Origin of the sequence: Delftia sp. DLF01 (assembly GCF_014852125.1) — a bacterium.
Lineage (GTDB): Bacteria > Pseudomonadota > Gammaproteobacteria > Burkholderiales > Burkholderiaceae_C > Comamonas > Comamonas acidovorans.
On record NZ_JACVAZ010000005.1, the window covers coordinates 289,415 to 311,928 of the forward strand.

Genomic DNA, 22,514 nt, shown 5'->3' on the forward strand with positions numbered 1-22,514 from the left:
CACCCGCATGCCATGGGCCCGCAAAATCCGCCAGAAACGTTCCAGAATCACACCATGACCGATACCGCTCCCCCTCCCTTCGTCTTCCACCAGGGCACGGCGCCGCTGCTGATCTCCATGCCGCATGCGGGCACCCATGTGCCGCCCGACATCGCCGCGCGCCTGACCGAGGAAGCCCGCCACGTGCCCGACACCGACTGGCACCTGCCGCGCCTGTACGAGTTCGCCAAGGCCATGGGCGCCTCCATCCTGGTGGCCACGCATTCGCGCTATGTGGTGGACCTGAACCGTCCGCCCGATGGCGCCAGCCTCTACCCGGGCCAGAGCGTCACCGGCCTGTGCCCCGTGGACACCTTCGACGACACGCCGCTGTACGCCGACCCGGCCGATGTGCCTGCAGACGCCGAGATCGCCGCGCGCCGCGAAGCCATCTGGGGCCCGTACCACGCACAGCTGCGCGCCGAGTTGGACCGCCTCAAGGCCGTGCACGGCACCGTGGCGCTGTGGGACGCGCACTCCATCCGCTCGGTGCTGCCGCGCTTCTTCGAAGGCAAGCTGCCCGACCTGAACCTGGGCACCGGCAAGGGCACGAGTTGCGCGCTGGAGCTGGCCGAGCATCTGCTGGCCATTGCGCAGACCGCGCCGGGCCACACCGCCATACTCAACGGCCGCTTCACGGGCGGCTACATCACGCGCCACTACGGCCAGCCCGAGGCCGGCATCCACGCCGTGCAGCTGGAGATGACGCAGTGCAGCTACATGCAGGAAGCCCTGCCCTTCGACTACCTGCCCGAGCGCGCCGAACAGATCCAGCCCACGCTGCAGCGCATGCTGCAGGCGGTGCTGAACTTCGTCACGACACGGCGCGTGTCCTGATCAGCCTTCGTCGTGGCAGTGGCCCGGGCAGGGCCCGCCCATGGCCACGGGCGGCGGGTCGCCCAGCCAGCGGCGCGGCCCGGGGCCGTTCTGTGCGCACAGGTCGCCGGGGTTGTGCAGCACGCAGTGGCGCAGCGACAGGCAACCGCAGCCAATGCACTGGTCCAGGCTCTCGCTGAGCCGCTGCAGCTCGCCTATGCGGTCGTCCAGCCGCTGCTTCCAGACCCGCGACATCTTCTGCCAGTCCCCGCCCGTGGGGACATGGCGGCTGGGCAGCTTGGCCAGCTGCTCGTCGATCTCCTCCAGCGTGAAGCCTATGCGCTGGGCGAACACCACGAAGGCGATGCGCCGCAGCGACGAGCGGTGGTAGCGCCGGTGGCCGCTGGCGCTGCGCACGGACTCGATCAGGTTCAGCGACTCGTAAAAGCGCAGCGCCGAGGCCTTGACCCCGCTGCGCTGCGCCACGTCGCCGATGCTGAGCAGCGGATCATCCTCGGTTTTCATGGTGGCTTTCCTTTGTGGCTTGACTTCAAGTTCACTTGAACTCGAAGAATGCGGCCATTCTGAGCGAAAGCGCAGGAACAGGGCAACCGGGTCTGTACCGCCCATGCGAGCGTCCTGGCCGGACTGCGAAATTCTTTGGCCGAGTGCTGCAATGACGCAGCTGCCGTTCATTCATACAGTAATGGGTCTCATTTGTATTGAATGGCATCGGCCGGAGGTTTCCATGTACATCGACAGCAGCAGCTTTCCCCTGGTCCGCATGGGCTACGAGCGCGACAAGGCCGTGCCCGTGGACCGCTTGCTGGAGGACTTCTCGGCCCTGCTGGCCCGCGGCCAGGCCTTTGTCTTCTTCAGCGACGGCGACATGTCCCAGGAGGAGCGCTCGCCCGAGGAGCGCAAGCAGGTCGTGCTGTGGATGAAGGCCCGCCGCCCCGAGCTCAAAAGCCTGGTGCGCGCCCTGGTCCACGCCGAGCCCGATGCGCACAAGCGCGCCGAGGCCGAGGCCTTCGCACAGATGTTCGGCAAGGCCTGGGGCTATCCCATGCTGCTGGTGGCCTCCCCCGAGGAGGCGCAGCAGCGTGCACGGGAGCTGCTCGGGTCCGATTGATGACCGATTGACATGAACTGAGAGAAACACCATGAATGCCGTGGATTCAGCCCTGCTCAAAGTCCTGCCCGAGAGGTGGGACCCCGATCATGTGGACCGTCCCGTGATCGTCCTGCCCATGCGGTCGGGCCCCGGCGACTGGGGGATGAACTTCCATGCCCACCGCAAGAGCCAGCTCATGGTCACCCATGCGGGGCTCATCACGCTGGAGACCGATGCGGGCGTCTGCGTGGTGCCGCCGCGCAGCGCCGCCTGGATTCCGGGCGGCACGCTGCACCGGGTCAGCTGCAGCGGTGCGGCCAGCGGCTACGTGGTCTTTGTCGAGGCAGGGGCCGTGCGCCCCGTGCCCGGACCTTGCCATGCGCTGGCCGTCTCGCCCTTTCTCAGTGCGCTGCTGGACCGCGTGCAGGGCCTGCCGCAGGACTACGAGCCCGACAGCGGCGATGGCCGGCTCATGCAGGTGCTGCTCGACGAGATCCAGGCGGCGCAGCCCGAAGGACTGCACCTGCCCCTGCCGCACGACCGGCGCCTGCGCCGCATGACCAACGCCCTGTGCGAGCAGCCGCAGCTGCAGGCACGGCTGGCCGACTGGGCCCAGCGCATCGGCATGAGCGAGCGCAGCATGACGCGGCTGTTCCTGGCCGAGACCGGGCTTACGGTCAACCAGTGGCGCCGCCAGCTGCATGTGCTCACCGCACTGCAAAAGCTGTCCGAGGGGCTGCGCATACAGACCGTGGCAGATGCCCTGGGCTACGAGAGCGCACCCGCCTTCGTGACCATGTTCCGCAAGGCGGTGGGCACCTCGCCGCGCCGCTTCCTGGCGCTGCGCAGCGCACCCTTGGCGGGCGGCGGCGCAGGCCTCTGAGGCCTGCGGCCCCGTGAACATCACGACAGCCGCAGCCCCAGGCCCAGCAGCACGGCCACCACCATCGCAGCGGCAAAGACATCCCAGCGCCGTATGCGCCGGTAGCGCAGGAGCAGGACCAGCACGATGCCGATCAGCGTGATCAGGCGTGCCTGGAACACCGTGCCCAGCAAGAAGCAGATCACGATCTGCGTCCAGTAGGTCAGCAGGCCGGGCATCGGCGATGGGCCGGGTGCCTGGGCGTCGGGGCTCGGCGCCTGTGCGGGCTGCTGCTGCGGCGTGTCCACGGCCGGCCGTGCGGCCGCCGCGGCTTGGGCGCGTGCGGCCTCGCGCTCTTGCAGCCGCTGTTCGCGCCGCTGCTGGTCGGTCTTCTCGATCACGGGTGCCGCCGGCTCGGCCGGCTGCCACCACGTCTTGCCGCTGGCCAGCGCAGGCGCCTGCCCGCTGGCGGCCAGACGCCGGAACTGTGCGCTTGCGGGCGGCTGCGCACGCGCCGCCGCGCGGTCCTGCCGGCTGGCCTGCAGCAGGGCATCGTTGGCGCGGTCGATGGGGCTGCGCGTGAGCTGGCGGGCCTGGCCCAGCAGCGGGCCGCCCTGCACGGGATCGACCTGGTACACGAACTGCGCCAGTCCCAGCAATTGCGAGGGCTGGGCTGCCTGCCCCTGCCAGTGCGCCGGCTTGCCGGCGCTGGCCTGCGTGGCGCGGTGCAGGGCGGCGCGCAGGCGCCTGCGCGTCTCGCGCGATACGCCGGGCTTGTCCGCGTTCACCACCAGCCCCGTGACCTCCTGGCGGCGGCCCTTGCGCATCACGCGCTCCTTGTCGGGGTGGGGCGTGAAGCCTTCGTCGCGCAGTATCCAGCGCACGCGGCCCAGCAGCCGGCCCACGTTGTCGCGCGCGGCCTCGCCCGAGGCGGAGAAGGTCAGGTCGTCCGCATAGCGCGTGTACACAAAGCCCAGCTGCCTGGCCAGGCCCAGCAGGCGGCGGTCCAGGCGGCGGCACAGCAGGTTGGTGAGCATGGGGCTGGTGGGCGCGCCCTGGGGCAGCACGCGCTCGCGCGCCTTGCCGCCGACGAAGAGCTTCTCGCCATCCACCTGCCAGGCCTGGGCGCGGTTTTCGCTGCACAGCAGGGCCAGGAGGGTGGCCATGGCCTCGCCATAGCCCAGATGCCGGAACACGCCCTTGATGCGGCCGAAGGCAATGCTGGGAAAGAAGTCCTTCACATCCAGGTTGATGACCACGTCGTGGCCCGCATGCGGCGTGGCATTGCTCACGATGGAGCGGCCGGCCAGGAAGCCGTGGGCGGCATCGTGCGCGGGCACCTTGGCGAGGATGTTGTCCAGCACCCAGTACTGCGCGCGCTTGAGGCGCGGCATGGGCGCGGAGATCAGCCGCTCGCCGCCGGTCTTCTTGGGCAGGGTGAACGAGTGGTAGTGGTGGGTGCGGGCCACCTCGCGGTGAAAGCCCAGGAAGCGCAGCTCGGCCACGGTGATGCCCATGGCATCGGCCAGCTGCGCCGCATCGGCAAGTTCCGGCAGGCCATGCCGGGCCAGCCTTTGCGGGTCGGCCTGCCGGCGTTCCCCGGCAGCAGGCGGTGCCTCACCGGCCTGCGGCCCCTGCAGGGCAGCGGAGACGCCGGGGCCCAGATAGCCCACGTGCGTGGCCCGCTTCGCATGCCAGGCCAGCGCCTTGTCGTGGCGCTCCTGGGCCTGGCGGCGTTTGGTTTCCTCGCGCTGGGCCAGCGCCTTTTGCATGCGCTCCTTGCGCATCTGGCGCAGTGCGCGCTCGGGGTTCTGGCGCACGGCGATCTGCTGGCGCAGCTCGGCCAGCTCGCGCTGCAGCTCGCCCTCGCGCTGGATGTGGGCTGCGGCCAGCTGCGGCTGTCCCTCGCCCTTGGGCCAGAAGCCCAGGCGCTGCATCTCGTCGAGGATGACTTCCTGTTTGCTCGATGCCTTGATGCGCTCGTAGATCTCGGCGCGTGTGGGTTGCGGCTGGCTCATGCGGCCACCCCGGCAAGGCGGGCCCGGCCGCTGTGCGGCGGGCAAAGAAATGGAGCGACGCGCTTCTCGTCGAAGAGCCCGCAGGGCTCACGGGACGGGAGCTGTTCGCTCGACGCCACCCCGCGACGGTATGCGTGTTTCGCTTGTGGCAAGCCACTCAGGAAAACGCATACCGTCGCTGGGGTGGCACAGTGAAAACGGCGCCCGTGGTGCATGAAACGGCAGTTCACAAGGGTGGCGAAACACCACCCGGATTGCAAGAGCCTGCGCGTCGCTCCGCGTGGCAGTGTAGAGCAATTGAAGCGGTTCACGCGATTTCTCCTTGTCCTGCGGCCTTCATCTGCGGGCCGGTCGGCTGGCGGGCGGCATCGAGCTGGGGCTGCGCCACCAGGCGCAGCGCAATCATGTGCTCGCAGGGCCCCTGGCGCAGCCGGTACTGCTGATAGTGGTTGCAGCTGCAGCGCGCATCGGTCAGGCGCTCGTCGGCATCGAGTTCGAGCTGGGTGTCGAACAGGCGCTTGCCGTCGGCGCGCGGGATCTGGCCGGTGATGCGGCTGAACCCATCCTTGCGGTCGATGCGCGGCGGGGCAATAGCCTTGCCGCGCACCAGGGCCAGCGCCTTGTCCTCCTCGGGGTTGGCGGGCTGCAATTGCTGCGCCGTCAGCGGCTCGCGCAGCAGCTCGCGCCAGGCGTAGCGCCCGGCGTCCAGGTCGTAGACCGCGCGCCCGGCCTGCATCCAGCGTGTCATGGCCGTGTGCACCTGGGCCGTGGACAGGCCCGTGGCCTGGGCCAGATCCTGCGCGCCGGCCTGCCAGCACGACTGCAGCTGCCGGCCCACGGCCTGGACATCGGCAGGCGTGACTTCGGCCTGCGGCGCCATCAGGTGAAAGCGTGCGCTGGCGGCCCAGTCGTTGGCGCTCCAGCCCGACAGGCCCAGCGTGACCGTGACCAGGCCCAGCTCGATCACCCAGAAGCTGGGCATGCCGCTGCCCAGCAGGTGCACGCGCACGCGCGTGGCCTGGGAGATCAGCCGCTCCAGCGTGAGCAGGCGGCGGCGCCCCCACAGGCGGATGGTGCCGCCGCCCGTGCCCATGGCATCGCTGACGACGTGCGAGCGCCGGGTGGCCAGGCGCTCCTCCCAGGGCTCGAAGACCACGGCGGGCGGCTGTCCCGGCGCCAGCTCGAAGCGCAGCGCGCGCGGGCCATGGCGCTCGCGCCGGGCACGCAGCCGCGCGCAGATGTTGAACAGGTCCATGGGGTGCAGCTCCAGCACGGTGGCTGGCAGGGCCATGGCGCTGGAGACCTGCACGAAGCCGCGCAGCCAGCTGTCGGGCAGGTCGATCTTTTCCTCGCGCAGCGCGGGGTCGCCGCCCACCTGCACGGCAAAGCCGGCCGGGTCCAGCGTCAGCCGCGTGTCCCGGTAGTTGCGGATCTTCTGGAATTCTTCGTAGAGGCTGGCCGAGTAATCGATGTTGGTGGTGCCGCAGATGCGCTCGCCCGCATGCTCGAAGGCCTCGTGCCGGATGCTGACCGCGCAGTAGCTCGATTCGTCCTGGCTGAAGGCCTCGAACAGCAGCCGGTCCGGGTGCACGGTGATCACGGGGTCCAGCACATACCAGGCATCGCGGTTGGCCACGAACAGCCAGTCGAAGTACTTGCGCTGGGCCTTGTAGAAGGGGGTGAGCACCTGGTTGCGGGTCTCGCGCAGGTCCTTGAGTTCGGCGCTGATTTCCTTGGCGTGCGCCTGGGCGCCGCCGGTGTCGGCCATGAAGGTGGCCAGCATTTGCGCTTCGTGTTCCTGCAGCCATTCGCGGTAGGCCGTCTTGTCGCGGCCGCGCGTGCGCAGGTCGCTGACCACCACGCTGTGCAGCGCGGACAGCCCTTCGCGCACCTGCAGGTAGGCCGGGCCGTCGCGCCGGAGCAGGCCGTCGAAGCGCGTGGGTGGGCGCAGCAGGTCGGGCGCGAAGGAGAAGGCCTGCTCGGCCGCCGTGTCGTTGACCTGCGTGCTGCCGTAGTACTGATAGCGAAATTCCATGTCCGATCGACTCCGTGCCTTGTTGCGGCGCTCAGGTTGAAGACGGGGCCTGGCCGCGCCGCTCCGCCGCCAGGGGCTGCATGAAGCTTTGCGCCAGCTGGGGATGGCGCTGCACGATGTCGCGCAGCCCGGCCACATAGTCGGGCTGGTCGGCATGGCTGGCGCTGACCACCTGCCGCGCAAAGATGGCCGCCACCACGGCGGCGGTCTCGGGCGCCTGCACCTGGCTGCGCAGGAAATGCAGCACGCGCGTCTTGCTGGCGCGCGCGCGGTGCACCTGGCTGAGCACGGCCAGGAAGTAGGGCTGCAGCTCCTGCAGGCGCGCCGCGCGCTGCGGCGCGGGCTCGTCGGGCAGGGCGAGCAGCCATTGCGTGACGAACAGCTGCACGCTGGTGGCGGGGTGCTGGGCCAGGCGCGTGAGGAAGAGGCTGGCCTCGGGCGCGCTCATGTGCTGCGCGAGCCGCTGGCGGCCCAGGGCCTGCACCCAGGGCTGGGCGTGATCGACCCAGCCGAGCAGCAGCTGCGGCGACAGGGCACCGTCCGGCAGCCGCTGGCCGAACATCTCGCGTGCGTACTGCTGCGTGTCGGCAAACAGGGCGTCGGCCAGCGGCAGCAGCTGTTCGGCCTGCTCGGGCAGGGTCCGGTCCATGGGGGTGAGCTGCGCATCGATGCTCTGGCGGCTCAAGGCGCGCACGTCGGCATCGGCATGCCGGGCCAGCGTGGACCATTGGCGCAGCGTGTAGGCCTGCAGGTCCAGCGCCTTCAGGCCCCAGGCGCCGTAGCGCTGTGCGCCCTTGGCCTGCGCCTGCAGGGCGCGCCAGATGCCCGAGGCATCGCGGGCCGGGGCCACGGCGGCCAGCGGGCCGGTGAGCAGCCGCAGCGCCGCGTCGTGCACGCCTTCGGCCTTTTCCGCGCGGAACAGCACCTCGTGCAGGCGTTCGGCGATCTGGGCATTGCAGCGCGTGTTGTACAGGGGAGTGCCGGCCAGGCGCTCGACCAGGGGCGCTGCCGCTGCGCGCAAGGCGGCATGCGGTGATACGGCGAATTCGGCCAGCATGGCGGCCTGCTCGCACAGCAGGTCATCGGCCAGGCTGCCCATGAGCCGTATGCCGCAGGCCATGCGCGCAGGTTCCCCGGATTCCAGCAGCCCGCGCAACGCCGCCGGGGGCAGGGTCCGCAGGCCCTGCGGATGCGCCAGCAGCCAGGCGGTGGCCATCTCCACCAGCGCCGTCACCGAGTGCGCCAGCAGGTGGTGCAGCGGCGGGGCCGGGACGCTGGCGGCCTGCGCAGCCAGCGGGCCGTTGCCATCGAACAGCGCCTGCACGGCATCGCGGATATCGGCCAGCGCGGGGCTTTCGGCGTCCAGCGTGGGCAGCGCCGCCAGCAAGGCCAGGGCCACGGCTGCACCATCGGCATAAAACAGCAGGGCCAGGCCCTGGGTGCGCGAGCTGGCGGCCGGTGACAGCAGCAGGGCGGCCACCAGTTCGGCATCGCGCGCGGCGCCTGCGCGGTCACGCGACAGCCAGGCGCCCAGGTAGCTGGCGGCAGGCCCGTCGCCGCATTGCGCAAGCGCCAGCAGCCAGGGCCGGCGCGCCGCATCGTCGGTCAGCGAGACCATGCGCTGCTGCGCGATCCGAAGGCCCAGCGCAGCCGCCGGTGCATAGGTTTTGTGCAGCAGCGGCGCGGTGGCCGCTGCATCGAGGCCGTCCAGAAAGGCCTTCTGGTCCTGCAGGGCGCGCGTGAGCGACCACAGCAGCAGCGTGGACTGCGAACGGCCCACCAGTTGCAGCAGTTGCCCGGGGTGGGCGTCCCACATGGCCGAAAGCCCTTCCACGCGCTGCGCGGGCAGCTGCTGCAGGTCCAGCGGCTCGTCGGTGTACCAGGTGTGGGCGCGGGCCGAGGCATGCAGTTGCGGCCAGCGCGGCAGCAGCAGCCGGGCGGCGAGCAGCCAGCGCGATTCGGGCAGGCGGCCGGAGCGCGAGGCAGGCTGGCCCGCGCAGCAGCGGTCCATGGCCTGGAGCAGGGCTGCGGCATGGGCGGCGCTTTCGCTGTGGTCGGCCGAGGCCATGCGCCGCAGCTGGCGCCAGCCGCGCAGGCGCAGGTACAGCGAGGTGTCGCGGCTGAAGACGGCACCCTCGTCGCGCGGGCCATCGAAGCGCGCATGCAGCACGGCCAGCAGGGCGTGGTCGCGCCGCCACTCGGCACGCTTGTGGATGCGCCGCAGGGCCGGCCACCAGGCGCGCGTGAAAGGGATGCGCTCCATCCAGGCCAGCAGCTGCTGGTGGACGGCGCCGTCGTGCGCGCCCAGCGCATCGGCCGCCAGCAGCGCCTGTGGCCCAAGTGCCTGGAAGAAGGCCTGTTCGGCCTGCGGTCCCTCCTCTTTCGGGCCGTTTTCCTGCGGGGGGATCCCGGCCCACTGCGCCTGGTACTCCTGCAGCGCCGCCTGGCGCTCCTGCGGCTCCAGCAGGGCCAGCCAGGCCTGGTGCGCCAGATCGCGCGTGGCCTCGCTGGTGCCGCGTTGCGAGAGCGCCTGCAGGGCCACCGCCGCGCCGCCATCGCCCAGGCGCCCGATGAGGTAGGCCAGGCAGTAGTCGAGCAGATCGTCCCCCGTGCCCAGCAGTGCCACCAGGCGTGGAACCTGGGCATGCAGCAGGCGCTGGGCGGCGCCGCCGCGCGCGGGGTCCGCATACTCGGCCAGCCGCCACACCAGCCGGGCCTGCTGGCCCGAGGGCATCAGCCGCCAGGCGCTGCCGTCCAGGCGTTTGCACAGGGCGGAAATGGCGCCGGCCTGCAGGGCCGACTCCGGCAGGCCTGGCGGCACCGTGGCCTGTCCCGGGGCCGGGCCGGGGGAGGGCGCCGGGCCTGCTTCAGCATCCAGCTCCGCAAAGCCCTCATGGGACTGCAGCACATCGCCCGCGCCCAGGCGCTGGCGCAGGTAGGCCAGCGCGCGCTGGCGTGCAGGCTCCAGCGCCTGGGGCAAGGGGGTGAGCGTGCTGTCATCGACCTGCGCGACGACGCCGGCCTTCAATTGCGTGACCTGCAAGGTCACGACATGGCGCGCTGCGGTGGCCGTGGTGTCGCCGCCCGGCATCTCCAGGGCCAGCACTCTCACGGTGCTGATGCGTTCGTTGCGTCCCTGTGGCCGGGACAGTGTGGCGTGAGCAAGCAGATTCATGCGGCAGGCATCCAGTGCTTTTCCATGGAGGGTGTCGGCGTTCGTCGGCAGTAGTCGGCGGCTTTTGGCGGTACCTGGCGGTTCCTGGTGAAACCTGGCCGCCACCCTGGGTCAGATGGCCTTGCAGTGTAGTGGTGGCGTCTTGCAGGTGCGGCAACGCGCGTGTGTCCGTCTGTGCGCGCCTGTCCAGGTCTTTTCAGGTTTTCTCAGGTCGTTCCTGGTCAATTGCCGCTGCGCTTGTCCGATCCGGCCAGCGATATCCCCGGCAAACCGTCCTCAATTTTCGTGGTGTCTTTGCGCGCGGATCTTGACTTCAAGTTCACTTGAACTTGAAGAATGCAACCCATTGTGAGCAACCGCCTGGAAGGCCTCCAGAGCCTGCGGTCCCGCCCCTTTTTCCGGCCCCGCCGCAGCCCCGGCAGCAGGGCCTTGCCCATCCCCCTCAAGGAGAGTCGATCCATGCCCGTTCTTCCACCGCCGCCGTTGCGGCGTGCCCTGTTCGGAGGCGCCCTGGCGGCGCTGGCCCTGCTTGCCGGCTGCCGCCCGCAGGCCGTGGGCGATGCCCACGCCAGCGACGGCCCGCCGCCTGCGCCCGAGGTGCTGGTGAGCGAGGTCGTGCCGGCCAGCGTGCGTGTCTGGGACGAGTTCAACGGCCGCATTGATGCCGTGGAGTCGGTCCAACTGCGCCCGCGCGTGTCGGGCTATATCGAGCGCATTGCCTTCAGCGAGGGGCAGGAGGTCAGGAAGGGCCAGCTGCTGTTCGTGATCGACCAGCGGCCCTACCGCGCCGCCCTGGCCAGCGCCGAGGCCGAGCTGGAGCGCACGCGCGCAGGCGCCGCGCTGGCCCGCACCCAGGACCAGCGCGCGCGCCAGCTGGTGGCCGAGCATGCCGTCTCGCGCGAGGAAGCCGATACGCGCGCCGGCGCCCTGGCCCAGAGCGCCGCCCAGGTGCGTGCCGCCGAGGCCGCGCTGGCGGCAGCCCGGCTCAACCTGGATTTCACCGAGGTGCGCGCGCCGGTCTCCGGCCGCGCGGGCCGCGCCCTGCTCACCGTGGGCAACCTGGCCCAGGCCGACCAGAGCGTGCTGACCACCGTGGTCTCGCAGGACCCGGTGTATGTCTACTTCGATGCGGACGAGCACAGCTTCCTGCGGCAGCAGCAGGCCGCCAAGGACACCAAGGGGCGGCCCGGCGTGCAGCGGCCCGTGCGTGTGGGGCTGGCTGGCGACGACGGCTTTCCGCATGCGGGCAGCCTGGACTTCACCGACAACCAGCTCAACGCAGGCACGGGCACGGTGCGCATGCGCGCCCGCCTGCCCAATCCCGACCGCCTGCTGACGCCGGGCCTGTTCGCGCGCGTGCAACTGCAAGACGCGCAGGGCCTGGGCGGCGAGCGGCAGACGCTGCTGATCGACGACAAGGCCGTGCTCACCGACCAGGACCGCAAGTACGTGTATGTGGTGGGCGAGGGCAACAAGGCCGAGCGCCGCGACCTGGAGCTGGGCCGCATGGTCGATGGCCGGCGCGTGGTGAACAAGGGGCTGGCGGCGGGCGACAGCCTGGTGGTCGGCGGGCTGCAGCGCATCTACTACCCCGGCATGCCGATCAGCCCCAAGCCTGCTCCCGGCGACGGGCAGGCGGCGGTGGCCAAGGCGCCGGCCGTGGCCGCGCAGTGAACCGGGAAGCACCATGGACTTCTCCAAATTCTTCATAGACCGGCCGATCTTCGCGGTCGTGCTCTCCATCATCCTGTTCGCCGTGGGGCTGGTCGCGATTCCGCAGCTGCCCGTGGGCGAGTATCCCGAGGTCGTGCCGCCCAGCGTGGTGGTGCGCGCCACCTATCCGGGCGCCAATCCCAAGGAGGTCGCCGAGTCGGTGGCCGTGCCGCTGGAGGAGGCCATCAACGGCGTCGAAGGCCTGATGTACATGAAGTCGGTCGCGGCGTCCGACGGCAGCCTGCAGGTGGTCTCCACCTTCCGCCCCGATGTCGATCCCGACACGGCCGCCGTGCGCGTGCAAAACCGCGTCAGCCAGGCCCAGAGCCGTCTGCCCGAGGAGGTGCGTCAGTTCGGCGTGACCACGCAAAAGCAGTCGTCCACGCCGCTGATGTACGTGGGCCTGGTGTCCCAGGACGGCCAGCATGACGCGCTGTACCTGCGCAACTACGTCACGCTCAAGATCAAGGACGTGCTGGCGCGCATTCCGGGCATTGGCGACGTGGGCATCTACGGCGCGGGCGACTACGCCATGCGCGTGTGGCTGGACCCGGACAAGGTGGCCGCGCGCCAGCTCACGGCGCCCGAGGTGATTGCCGCCATCCGCGAGCAGAACATCCAGGTCTCGGCCGGGCAATTGGGCGCGCAGCCCAGTCCGCAGAGCGCGGACAAGCTGCTGTCCATCAACGTGCGCGGGCGGCTGAAGACGCCCGAGGAATTCGGCAGCATCGTGCTCAAGGGCGGCGCGGACGGCCAGGTCGTGCGCCTGGCCGACGTGGCGCGCATCGAGCTGGGCGCCAGCGACTACACGCTGCGCTCGTGGAGCGACAAGAAGAACATGGCGGCCGTGGGCATCTTCCTGTCGCCGGGCGCCAATGCGCTGGGCGTGGCCGAGCAGGTCTACGCGGCCATGGACAAGCTCTCGCAGGACCTGCCCGAGGGCGTGGCCTTCGAGACGGTCTGGGACCCCACGGTCTTCGTGCGCGACTCCATCAAGGCGGTGCAGAGCACGCTGATCGAGGCCGTCATCCTCGTGGTGCTGGTGGTCATCGTCTTCCTGCAGACCTGGCGCGCCTCCATCATTCCGCTGCTGGCCGTGCCCGTGTCCATCGTCGGCACCTTCGCGGGGCTGTACCTGCTGGGCTACTCCATCAACACGCTGACCCTGTTCGGCCTGGTGCTGGCCATCGGCATCGTGGTGGACGACGCCATCGTCGTGGTGGAGAACGTGGAGCGCTACATCGAGGAAGGGCACACGCCCCTGGAGGCGGCCCACCTGGCGATGAAGGAGGTCTCGGGCCCCATCATCGCCATCGCCCTGGTGCTGTGCGCGGTCTTCGTGCCCATGGCCTTTCTCAGCGGCGTGACGGGCCAGTTCTACAAGCAGTTCGCCGTGACGATTGCCATCTCCACGGTGATCTCGGCCATCAACTCGCTGACGCTGTCGCCCGCGCTGGCGGCCAAGCTGCTGCAGCCGCGCGGCGCGCCGCGCGATCCGCTGGCGCGCGGGCTGGACCGCAGCCTGGGCTGGCTCTTCCGGCCCTTCAACCGCTTCTTCGACCGCAGCGCCCACGGCTACCAGAACTCGGTGGGGCATTCGCTGCGCCGCCGGGGCCTGGTGTTCGCGGTCTATGCGGCGCTGCTGGCGGGCACGGCCGTGCTGTTCCAGGCCGTGCCGGGCGGCTTCATCCCGCTGCAGGACAAGCTGTACCTGTTCGGCGGCGCCAAGCTGCCCGAGGGGGCTTCGCTGAACCGCACGGATGCGGTCACGCGCCAGATGGTCGATGCCGCCAAAAGCGTGGAAGGCGTGGACATGGTCGCCGCCTTCGCGGGCTTCAACGCGCTGCAGTCCACCACCACGCCCAACCTGACCAGCGCCTACATCATGCTCAAGCCCTTCGGCGAGCGCACGCGCAGCGCCGAGGCCATCAATGCCGAGCTGGGCGCCAAGTTCTCGCAGATCGAGGGCGGCTTCGCCTATGCGCTGATGCCCCCGCCCATCCAGGGCCTGGGCAACGGCTCGGGCTACTCGCTGTTCCTGCAGGACCGTGCGGGCCTGGGCTACGCGGCGCTGCAGCAGGCGCTGCAGGCCTTCCAGGCCGAGATCGCCAAAACGCCGGGCATGACCTACCCGGTCAGCAGTTACCAGTCCAACATCCCGCAGCTGGAAGTCAAGGTGGACCGCACCAAGGCCAAGGCCCAGGGCGTGGCGTTGACCGACCTGTTCCAGACGCTGCAGGCCTACCTGGGATCGGTCTACGTCAACGACTTCAACGCCTTCGGCCGCGTCTGGCGCGTGATGCTGCAGGCCGACGCGGACCACCGCCAGACCGTGGAGGACATCGCCAGTCTGCGCACGCGCAATGCACGCGGCGAGATGGTGCCCATAGGCTCCATGGTCACCGTGGTGCCCAGCTTCGGCCCCGACCCGGTGCTGCGCTACAACGGCTTTCCGGCGGCCGATCTGATCGGCGACTCCGACCCGCGCGTGCTGTCCTCGGGCGAGGTGCTGGCCAAGCTCCAGGAGATCGCGCAGCGCACGCTGCCGCGCGGCATCGAGCTGGCCTGGACCGACCTGAGCTACCAGCAGGTGGAGCAGAGCAACGCCGCAGCCGTGGTCTTCGCCATTGCCGTGATGCTGGTCTTCCTGGTGCTGGCCGCGCTCTACGAGAGCTGGACGCTGCCGCTGGCCGTGATCCTCATCGTGCCCGTGTGCATCTGCGCGGCGCTGTTCGGCGTCTGGCTGGCCGGCGGCGACAACAACGTCTTCGTGCAGGTGGGGCTGGTGGTGCTGATGGGGCTGGCCTGCAAGAACGCCATCCTGATCGTGGAATTCGCACGCGAGCTGGAGCTGCGCGGCGTGGGCATCGTCGATGCCGCGCTGCAGGCCTGCCGCCTGCGGCTGCGGCCCATCGTCATGACCTCGATCGCCTTCATCGCGGGGGCCGTGCCTTTGCTCATCGGTGGCGGCGCGGGCAGCGAGGTGCGCGCGGCCACGGGCGTGACCGTGTTCTCGGGAATGCTGGGCGTGACCCTGTTCGGCCTGTTCCTCACGCCGGTGTTCTACGTCACGCTGCGCCGGCTTTCGGGCCGCGCGCTGACGGGGCATGCGCCTGCGCATTCCACCGGGCCTGCCCAGCCCGTCTCCCTGGAGTCCCCACATGCCTGAGATACGCAAGTCCCTGAGCCGCCACGCGCTGGCGCTGGCATCCGCCGCCCTGGTGGGCGGCTGCGCGGTCGGCCCTGACTTCAAGGCGCCTGCGGCGCCGCGGGCCGCAGCGCAGTTCGCGCGGGCCGAGCCTGCACCGGCCACCCCCCAGGCCGAGCCTGACGCCGCCTTCTGGCGCCAGTTCCAGGACCCGCAGCTGACGCAGCTGGTGGAGCGCGCGCTGGGCGACAACCAGGACCTGCAGGTGGCGCTGGCGCGGCTGGACGGTGCCCAGGCGCTGCTGCGCGAAAGCCGCTTCGACCAGCTGCCAACGGTCACGATGTCGGGCCGGGCCACGCAGCAAAAGCTCAGCGAGAGCGAGGCTTTCTATGGCCCGCGCAGCCAGCGCAGCTACACGGCCGGATTGGCCGCCAGCTGGGAGATCGACGTGTTCGGCCGCGTGCGGCGCGGCATCGAGGCGCGGCATGCCGACCTGCGCGCCGATGCGGCAGACCTTGCGGCCCTGCAGGTGGCCATTGCGGCCCAGGTGGCGGGCAGCTACGCCGATCTGCGCGGCTGGCAGCAGCGCCTGGCCTTGGCGCAGGCCAACGCGGCCAACCAGCAGGACACGCTGCGCCTGGTGCAGCTGCGCCTGGCGCACGGCAGCGGCACCGAGTTCGACCTGGCGCGCGCCCAGGCCCAGCTGGAGGCCACGCGCTCGCGCATTCCCGCGTTGCAGGCGCAGATCGCCATGGCGCAGCACCGGCTGGCCGTGCTCACGGGCCAGGTGCCCGAGGCGCTGATCGCCGCGCTGGATGTGCCTGCCGCCCTGCCGCAGCTGCCGCCGGCCATCGACCCCGGCACGCCGGCCGGCCTGCTGCGCCGGCGCCCGGACGTGGCCGTGGCCGAGGCACGGCTGCATGCGGCCACGGCACGCATCGGCGTGGCCACGGCCGACCTGTTCCCGCGCCTGTCGCTGGGCGGCCTGCTGGGCAGCACGGCGTTGCACGGCGGCGCGCTGTTCGAGGGCGCCAGCGCCCGCAGCAGCGTGTTCCTGGGCGTGGACTGGTCCTTTCTTGACGTGGGCCGCGTGCGGGCGCGCATCGCGGCCAGCGAGGCCGGCGCCCAGGCCGCGCTGGCCCAGTACCAGCAGACCGTGCTGCTGGCGCTGGAGGACACGGAGAACGCCCTGGTGCGCCTGCAGCGCACGCGCAGCGAAGACGCCCACCTGGCGCAGGCCGCCGAGCAGCGCCAGCGTGCCGAGCAACTGGCGCAGCGCCGCTACCAGCTGGGCAGCGTGGGCCTGTACGAAGTGCTGAATGCGCAGCGCGACCTGTATGCGGCCCAGGACGCGGCTGCCGACAGCCGTGCGCGCGGCCTGCGCGCCGCCGTGGCGCTGTACCAGGCCCTGGCCGGTGGCTGGGACGGAAAGCTGCCGCCGGCCTGAGCGTGCGGCGCGCACTGCCACAAGGGACGGCCAGGCGCCGTCCCTTTTTTCTTGTGCTGCGTACCCGGTGAAAACCACGAGGACCAGGGGCTTGCCTCATTTTTTTCTTATCGGATAATTTTCTCATTGGAAAAAAATGGAGCGATGGATGATGGAAAGCCAGGTTCTGGATTTCGCCGTGATCGGTGCCGGCATGGCCGGCGCCTCGGTGGCCTGGCGGCTGGCCGGGGGTGGCGCCTCGGTGGTGGTGCTGGAACGCGAGCCGCAGCCCGGATACCACGCCACGGGCCGCTCGGCCGCCATGTTCATGGAGAGCTACGGCACCGCGCAGATACGCGCGCTGACACGCGCCAGCCGTGGCTTCTACAGCGCGCCGCCCGAAGGTTTTTGCGAGCACGCGCTGCTGCAGCCGCGCAGCGTGCTCTACATAGGAACGGCCGGCCAGGAACCCCAGCTGGACGAGGCCCTGGCCATGTACCGCCGTGACGGCCTGCGCGCCGAGCGCATCGACGCGCGCCAGGCCTGCGCCCTGGTGCCCTGCCTGCAGGAGAGCCTGCTCGTGGGCGCCGTGCATGACCTGGACGCCATGGACATCGACGTGGCCGAACTGCACCAGGGCTTTCTGCGCGGCATGGCGCGTGCCGGTGCGCGGCTGCGCTGCGGCGCCGAACTGTCCGGCGCCGAGCGTGAGGTGGATGGTGATGGCCAGGGCCTGTGGACCCTGGTGCTGCAGGACGGGTCGCAGGTCCGCGCCCGCGCCGTGGTCAATGCCGCAGGCGCCTGGGCCGATGCCGTGGCCCGGCTGTGCGGCGCGCGGCCGCTGGGCATCGAGCCCCGGCGCCGCTCGGCCTTCACCTTTGCCGCACCCGAGGGCGAGGACATCCACGGCTGGCCTGCCGTGATCGGCGTGGACGAGAGCTTCTACTTCAAGCCCGATGCAGGCCAGTTGCTGGGCTCGCCCGCCAATGCCGATCCCGTGCCGCCGCATGATGTGGTGGCCGAGGAGCTGGACGTGGCCATGGGCATAGACCGTATCGAGACACTGACCCGCCTGCGCATACGCCGGCCGCGCCATGTCTGGGCCGGGCTGCGCAGCTTTGCGCCCGACGACGACTTCGTGATCGGCTGGGATGCGCAGCGCGAGGGCTTTTTCTGGCTGGCCGGGCAGGGCGGCTATGGCATACAGACGGCGGCCGGCGCCTCGGCCGCCGCGGCCGCGCTGCTGATGCGCGAGCCGCTGCCCGCCGAGCTGCTGGCCCAAGGCGTCGATGCCCTGCGGCTGAGTCCGGCGCGCTTCGCGGCCTGAGCCGTCATCCCTTTTTCACCTTTTCAGCCCCCGCAACACACAACAATCCAAGGAGACAGGCATGGGTGCATTCAAGGAAGTGAGCAGGATTGCCGGCGCCTTCGTCGGCGTCATCGTCGGGGCGGGCTTCGCCTCGGGGCAGGAGATATTGCAGTTCTTCGCGGGCTTTGGCGCCATCGGCCTGGCGGGCTGCCTGGTGGCGGCCCTGGCCTTCGTCTTCCTGTCCATGGCGTTCTCCACCATGGGCCAGCGCCTGCAGGCCGGCTCGCACAAGGAGGTGGTGCAGGCCCTGCTGGGCCGGCATGTGGGCATGGTGTTCGATGTGCTGATCACCTTCTTCCTGTTTGCCATCACGGTGGTCATGCTGGCGGGCGCGGGCTCGCTGCTGCACCAGTGGCTGGGCCTGCCCGAGGTCTGGGGCAGCGTGCTGGCCACCGTGGCCACGGTGCTCATCGTCTGCCTGGACGTGGGCCGGGTGATCGCCTTCATCGGCGCCGTCACGCCGCTGCTGGTGTTCATGACCGTGGTGGTCGCCGGCTACGTGCTGCTGACGCCCCACGGCGACATGGCCGCACTGGAGGCCGCCGCCGCCACCCAGCCCCGGGGCGCGGGCCACTGGCTGGTGGCCGCGCTGCTCTATGTTTCCTACAACGTGGTGGCGGGCATGCCCTTCCTGGTGATCATGGGCGGGCAGGCCAGCTCGCGCCGCGTGGCGCTGTGGGGCGGCGTGGCGGGCGGGCTGCTGCTGGGCCTGCTGATGCTGATGATCGCGGCCGCGATGTACTGGCGCATGGATACGCTGGGCGGCCTGTCCATGCCCATGCTGTCGCTGGCCACGCAGATCTCGCCCTGGCTGGGGCACCTGATGTCGCTGGTCATCTTCGGCATGATCCTCAACACGGCCGTGGGCATGCTCTATGCCTTCGTGGCCCGCATCCTGCCGGCCGGCACGCCGCGTTTTCGCTGGGGCACGGGCGTGGCGGGCGTGCTGGCCCTGGGCGGCAGCTTCGCGGGCTTCATCACGCTGGTGGGCATGGTCTACCCGGTCTATGGCTACATCGGCTTCGCCCTCATGGCCTGCGCGCTGGTGGGCTGGCTGCGCATGGGCCGCAGGCAGGCGCCCGGGGCCGGCCTGCGCGGCGCCTGACTGCCGGGCCTGACCCTAGAATCGGGCGGTCGCCAGCCCCGATCGCCCGCTTCATGCCCAGCCCCCGCACCAGATCCAGCCCCAGGTCCAGCACTCTCCCCACGCCAGACCAGGTCCTCGCCGCCGTGCTGCCGGGCGCCCGCACGGCCGCCGCCATGCCTGCGGGCAAGCACGAAGTGGGCGCCAAGCTGCGCAAGGCGCGCAAGGAGCGTGGCCTGACGCTGCAGCAGGTGGCCGAAAGCAGCGGGCTGGCCGTGTCCACCATCTCCAAGGCCGAGCGCGGCCAGATCGCGCTGAGTTACGAGAAGGTGCTCATGCTGGGCAACGCGCTGGACATCGACATGACACGGCTGTTCATGGTCGGTGACGCCCAGCAGGCGGCCGGCGACACGCCCACCGTGGTCAAGGACTGCTTCGAGGACGTGCAGCGCTACGAGACCGACCAGTACCTCTACAGCGTGCTGTGCGGCGCCTTCCCGGGCAAGAAGATGCAGCCCCTGGTGGCCGTGATCAATGCGCGCGAGGCTGGCGAATTCTCGGAGACCATCCGCCATGCGGGCCAGGAGTTCGTGATGGTGCTCTCGGGCCGGGTGCGCATCCTGTTCGAGAACGGCGAATCGGTGGAGCTGGGCCGCCACGAGGCCGCGTATTTCGACAGCGGCGTGGGCCATGTGTATGTGAGCCTGAGCCGCCAGCCGGCTCAAGTCGTCTCTGTCTGCAGCTGAAATGGTTAGCACCCCCTGAGCGGCTGCGCCGCTTCCCCCTCTCTCGCTACGCGGGAGGGGGACGACACCCTCGGTGCGGGGCGGCGCGGCCGGCATAGGCCCTTCCTCGGTGTCTCTGGCGTGGGGGTGCGCTAGTTTCATAGGTCGCGCCTCTTGTTTGGGGCGCAGACAGTTTTTCTGGGGGAATCCTCGTGCCCGGCACGGCCGCCCCGGAGTTCCTACAATCGCTGCCCATGAGCCTGCCCCAGTACACCCGCGCCAAAGAGCTTCCCGCCATCCTTGCCAAGCGCCTCGTCATTCTTGACGGCGCCATGGGCACCATGATCCAGCGCTTCAAGCTGGGAGAGGCCCAGTACCGGGGCCAGGGCTACACGGGCCCCGGCAGCGTGGGCGACCGCTTCAAGGACTTCCCGCATGACGTCAAGGGCAACAACGAGCTGCTGTCGCTCACCCGCCCCGACGTGATCCGCGACATCCACGACAAGTACCTGGCCGCCGGCGCCGACCTGATCGAGACCAACACCTTCGGCGCGACCACGATTGCGCAGGACGACTACCACATGGCCGATCTGGCGCGCGAGATGAATCTCAAGAGCGCCCAGCTGGCCCGCGCGGCCTGCGACAAGTACAGCACGCCCGGCCATCCGCGCTACGTGGCCGGCGCCCTGGGCCCCACGCCCAAGACGGCCAGCATCAGCCCCGACGTGAACGATCCGGGCGCGCGCAACGTGAATTTCGAGCAGCTGCGCCAGGCCTACCTGGAGCAGACGCTGGCGCTGATCGAGGGCGGCGCCGACGTCATCCTGGTCGAGACCATCTTCGACACGCTCAACGCCAAGGCCGCGCTGTTCGCGGTGGACGAGGCCTTCGAGCAAAGCGGCGAATGCCTGCCCATCATGATCAGCGGCACGGTGACCGATGCCTCGGGCCGCATCCTGTCCGGGCAGACGGTGACGGCCTTCTGGCACAGCGTGCGCCATGCCAACCCGCTGTCCATCGGCCTGAACTGCGCGCTGGGCGCGGCGCTGATGCGCCCCTACGTCCAGGAACTGAACAAGGCCGCGCCCGAGACCTTCATCAGCTGCTACCCCAACGCCGGCCTGCCCAATCCCATGAGCGATACCGGCTTCGACGAGACGCCCGAGGTCACCAGCCGCCTGGTGCACGAATTCGCGTCCGAAGGCCTGGTCAACATCGTGGGCGGCTGCTGCGGCACCACGCCGGACCACATCGGCGCCATCGCCAAGGCCGTGGGCAGCACGCCCACGCGCCGCCTGTTCTACCCGGAATCGGCCTGATGGCCCGGGCGGAGCCTCTGACATGAGTTCGCCGCTGCCGCCCGTTCCGTCCCCTGCCGCAGGGCTGCCGCTGCCAGTGGCGGCGCCTGTCTCCGGCCCGGCCACTGGTGCGCCGGTGGCGCCACAGGCGCCGTCCGCTGCGGTGGCGCCGGCTTCCCCCGCGTCACCCGCCTCACCCTCCATTCCCGTCACGCCGCCAGCGGCCACGGCCGTGCGCTGGTCGCCCGAGATGCTGCAAAGCCTGCGCCTGCAGGCCTTCGAGCAATTGGTGGCCCAGCTGGCGCGCCAGGTCCAGTCCAGCCCCGGCGCGCCCGCGCCGCAGTGGCCGGCCAGCGGCGTGTCCGAGGCGCTGGGCCGGCTGCTGGAGGCCTTGCTGGCCCAGGTCGGTACCCAGCAGGGCCAGGCCCTGCAGTTGCTCGCGGCCCAGCCCGGATCGGCCGCGTTGCTGCAGGCGCTGGCCGCCGGCACGACAGCTGGTACAGCGGCAGGTAGATCGGCAGGTACAGCGGCGGCCGGAGGGCAAGCGCAGCCATCCCAGAGTCCGCAGACGGGGACATCAGCCTCTGCCCAGGCCGGCGCTGCGCCGCAGGCGGCGTCTTCCTCGCCTGCACTGCAGGCCGCAGCCTCCCTGCAGCCCTCTGCTGCCGCAGTGACGCTGGCCGTGGCAGCCGCCAAGGCCAAGGTGGTGGATGCGCTGCTGGCCGGATCGGGACTGGCACCGCAGGCCGGTGCCAGCGCGCCTGGAGGTGTTGCAGGCGGTGCCACCCAGACCCTGCCCGCGCTGCAAAGCTGGTGGGTGCAGCAGGGCACGCTGCTGACGCCCCAGGGCGAGCGCGGCTTCACGCTGAGCCTGCAGGTGCCCCAGGCCTGGGCCCAGGCGCAGGGCGCGGCCATGGCGCTGGCGGCCGCATCGGCTTCCGCGCCGGGTGCGGCCCCTTTCACGGCGGCGGCCCTGCCTGCGGGCGCCGCGCTGCCCTTGGCGGGCGCGCAGGCCACGGAGCCGGGCCTGCGCCTGCCGCTGGATGCCTCGCTGCAGTCCCTGGCCTCGGGGCCGGTGGCCGTGGTGGTGCAGCCGCGTGGCGCCGATGCGCTGCGCACCAGCGCCCTGCTGCTGCTGGAGCTGCAGCCGCTGCGCCAGCCGGGCGGCGCCATGGCGTCGCCGGCCGGCCTGGCCTCGGTGGCTTCGCTTTCGCCTGCGCTTGCGCAGGAGGTGCAGCAGATGCTGCAGCAGCGCAACGATCCCTGGCTGCACATGGCGGCGGCCCAGGCCTCGGGCGCCTTGCCGCGCGAGCGCCGCGCCTTCGAGCACCAGTCGCATTTCTGCACCACCGAAGGCTGCCAGTACGAGGGCCGCGCGCCCTGCGCCCAGCCTTTTTGCAGCGAGATGAACCGTCTCTGGGACGTGTCGCGCACCGAGCGCAGCCGCTGACGACCTGGCCCCGGCCCGGGGCCGCCACGCTACGAAACTGACCGGGCCTGACGGTGGCGTGGTCATCGCCGGCCCCAGCTTTCATAATGCCGGCTGTCGTTCGCCATCTGCGCGGATGACGTCTTTGGCCGGGATGTGCAATGAATGTGCAGCGATCATGCTGCGATCTGCATCCTGGCTGCCTCCAAGTCGCTGCAGGCCACCAGCCCGCCGCGCACCTTCCAGCCACCTCTGTCGTGGCA

Annotated in this window: 15 protein-coding genes; 11 read left to right on the forward strand and 4 right to left on the reverse strand. The window is 70.6% G+C overall.

What is annotated here, in order from left to right:
- The first annotated feature begins 12 nt into the window (after positions 1-12).
- Complete coding sequence (gene hutG, locus IB269_RS25040; protein WP_192368606.1) at positions 13-876, forward strand: N-formylglutamate deformylase; 864 nt, start codon at positions 13-15, stop codon at positions 874-876.
- On the opposite strand, the gene soxR is transcribed toward hutG, so the two are convergent.
- Positions 877-1,380, reverse strand: coding sequence for a redox-sensitive transcriptional activator SoxR (soxR, locus tag IB269_RS25045; protein WP_192368607.1), 504 nt, complete (start codon positions 1,378-1,380; stop codon positions 877-879). It lies immediately after the preceding gene.
- 223 nt (positions 1,381-1,603) lie between these two features.
- Here soxR and IB269_RS25050 point away from each other — a divergent pair, with 223 nt between their 5' ends.
- Both IB269_RS25050 and IB269_RS25055 read left to right on the forward strand, forming a co-directional pair.
- Positions 1,604-1,987, forward strand: a complete 384-nt coding sequence (locus IB269_RS25050; RefSeq protein WP_016447388.1) for a hypothetical protein — start codon at positions 1,604-1,606, stop codon at positions 1,985-1,987.
- 31 nt (positions 1,988-2,018) lie between these two features.
- The gene (locus IB269_RS25055) at positions 2,019-2,852 is read left to right on the forward strand and encodes a helix-turn-helix domain-containing protein (RefSeq protein ID WP_013800053.1); all 834 of its coding nucleotides are present in this window, start codon (positions 2,019-2,021) and stop codon (positions 2,850-2,852) included.
- 20 nt (positions 2,853-2,872) lie between these two features.
- Here the strand turns inward: IB269_RS25055 and IB269_RS25060 are convergent, their stop codons facing one another.
- The 3 genes from IB269_RS25060 to IB269_RS25070 all read right to left on the reverse strand — a co-directional run bounded on the left by IB269_RS25060 (position 2,873) and on the right by IB269_RS25070 (position 10,059).
- Positions 2,873-4,849, reverse strand: a complete 1,977-nt coding sequence (locus IB269_RS25060; protein ID WP_192368608.1) for a reverse transcriptase family protein — start codon at positions 4,847-4,849, stop codon at positions 2,873-2,875.
- A 307-nt stretch (positions 4,850-5,156) separates the two neighbouring features.
- Positions 5,157-6,884 carry an SWIM zinc finger family protein gene (locus tag IB269_RS25065; RefSeq protein WP_192368609.1) on the reverse strand — a complete coding sequence of 576 codons (1,728 nt, stop codon included), beginning with the start codon at positions 6,882-6,884 and terminating at the stop codon, positions 5,157-5,159.
- A 31-nt stretch (positions 6,885-6,915) separates the two neighbouring features.
- A complete protein-coding gene (locus IB269_RS25070; RefSeq protein WP_192368610.1) occupies positions 6,916-10,059 on the reverse strand; it encodes a hypothetical protein in 3,144 nt (1,047 codons plus the stop codon).
- 459 nt (positions 10,060-10,518) lie between these two features.
- On the opposite strand from IB269_RS25070, the gene IB269_RS25075 reads away from it, so the two are divergent.
- The 8 genes from IB269_RS25075 to IB269_RS25110 all read left to right on the forward strand — a co-directional run bounded on the left by IB269_RS25075 (position 10,519) and on the right by IB269_RS25110 (position 22,272).
- Positions 10,519-11,733 carry an efflux RND transporter periplasmic adaptor subunit gene (locus tag IB269_RS25075; RefSeq protein ID WP_192368611.1) on the forward strand — a complete coding sequence of 405 codons (1,215 nt, stop codon included), beginning with the start codon at positions 10,519-10,521 and terminating at the stop codon, positions 11,731-11,733.
- A gap of 13 nt (positions 11,734-11,746) precedes the next feature.
- Complete coding sequence (locus tag IB269_RS25080) at positions 11,747-14,941, forward strand: efflux RND transporter permease subunit (RefSeq protein ID WP_099732548.1); 3,195 nt, start codon at positions 11,747-11,749, stop codon at positions 14,939-14,941.
- Complete coding sequence (locus IB269_RS25085) at positions 14,934-16,367, forward strand: efflux transporter outer membrane subunit (RefSeq protein ID WP_192368612.1); 1,434 nt, start codon at positions 14,934-14,936, stop codon at positions 16,365-16,367. Before IB269_RS25080 ends, IB269_RS25085 begins: the two co-directional genes overlap by 8 nt.
- Before the next feature lie 151 nt (positions 16,368-16,518).
- Positions 16,519-17,673, forward strand: coding sequence for an NAD(P)/FAD-dependent oxidoreductase (locus IB269_RS25090; protein ID WP_180288347.1), 1,155 nt, complete (start codon positions 16,519-16,521; stop codon positions 17,671-17,673).
- Positions 17,674-17,734: 61 nt separating this feature from the next.
- A complete protein-coding gene (locus IB269_RS25095) occupies positions 17,735-18,820 on the forward strand; it encodes a hypothetical protein (protein ID WP_192368613.1) in 1,086 nt (361 codons plus the stop codon).
- A 53-nt stretch (positions 18,821-18,873) separates the two neighbouring features.
- Positions 18,874-19,545: a helix-turn-helix domain-containing protein gene (locus IB269_RS25100; RefSeq protein ID WP_192368614.1), complete on the forward strand. Its 672-nt coding sequence runs from the start codon at positions 18,874-18,876 to the stop codon at positions 19,543-19,545.
- 233 nt (positions 19,546-19,778) lie between these two features.
- A complete protein-coding gene (locus IB269_RS25105; protein ID WP_043780244.1) occupies positions 19,779-20,843 on the forward strand; it encodes a homocysteine S-methyltransferase family protein in 1,065 nt (354 codons plus the stop codon).
- A gap of 22 nt (positions 20,844-20,865) precedes the next feature.
- Positions 20,866-22,272, forward strand: coding sequence for a Fe-S oxidoreductase (locus tag IB269_RS25110; protein ID WP_192368615.1), 1,407 nt, complete (start codon positions 20,866-20,868; stop codon positions 22,270-22,272).
- Positions 22,273-22,514 lie beyond the last annotated feature (242 nt).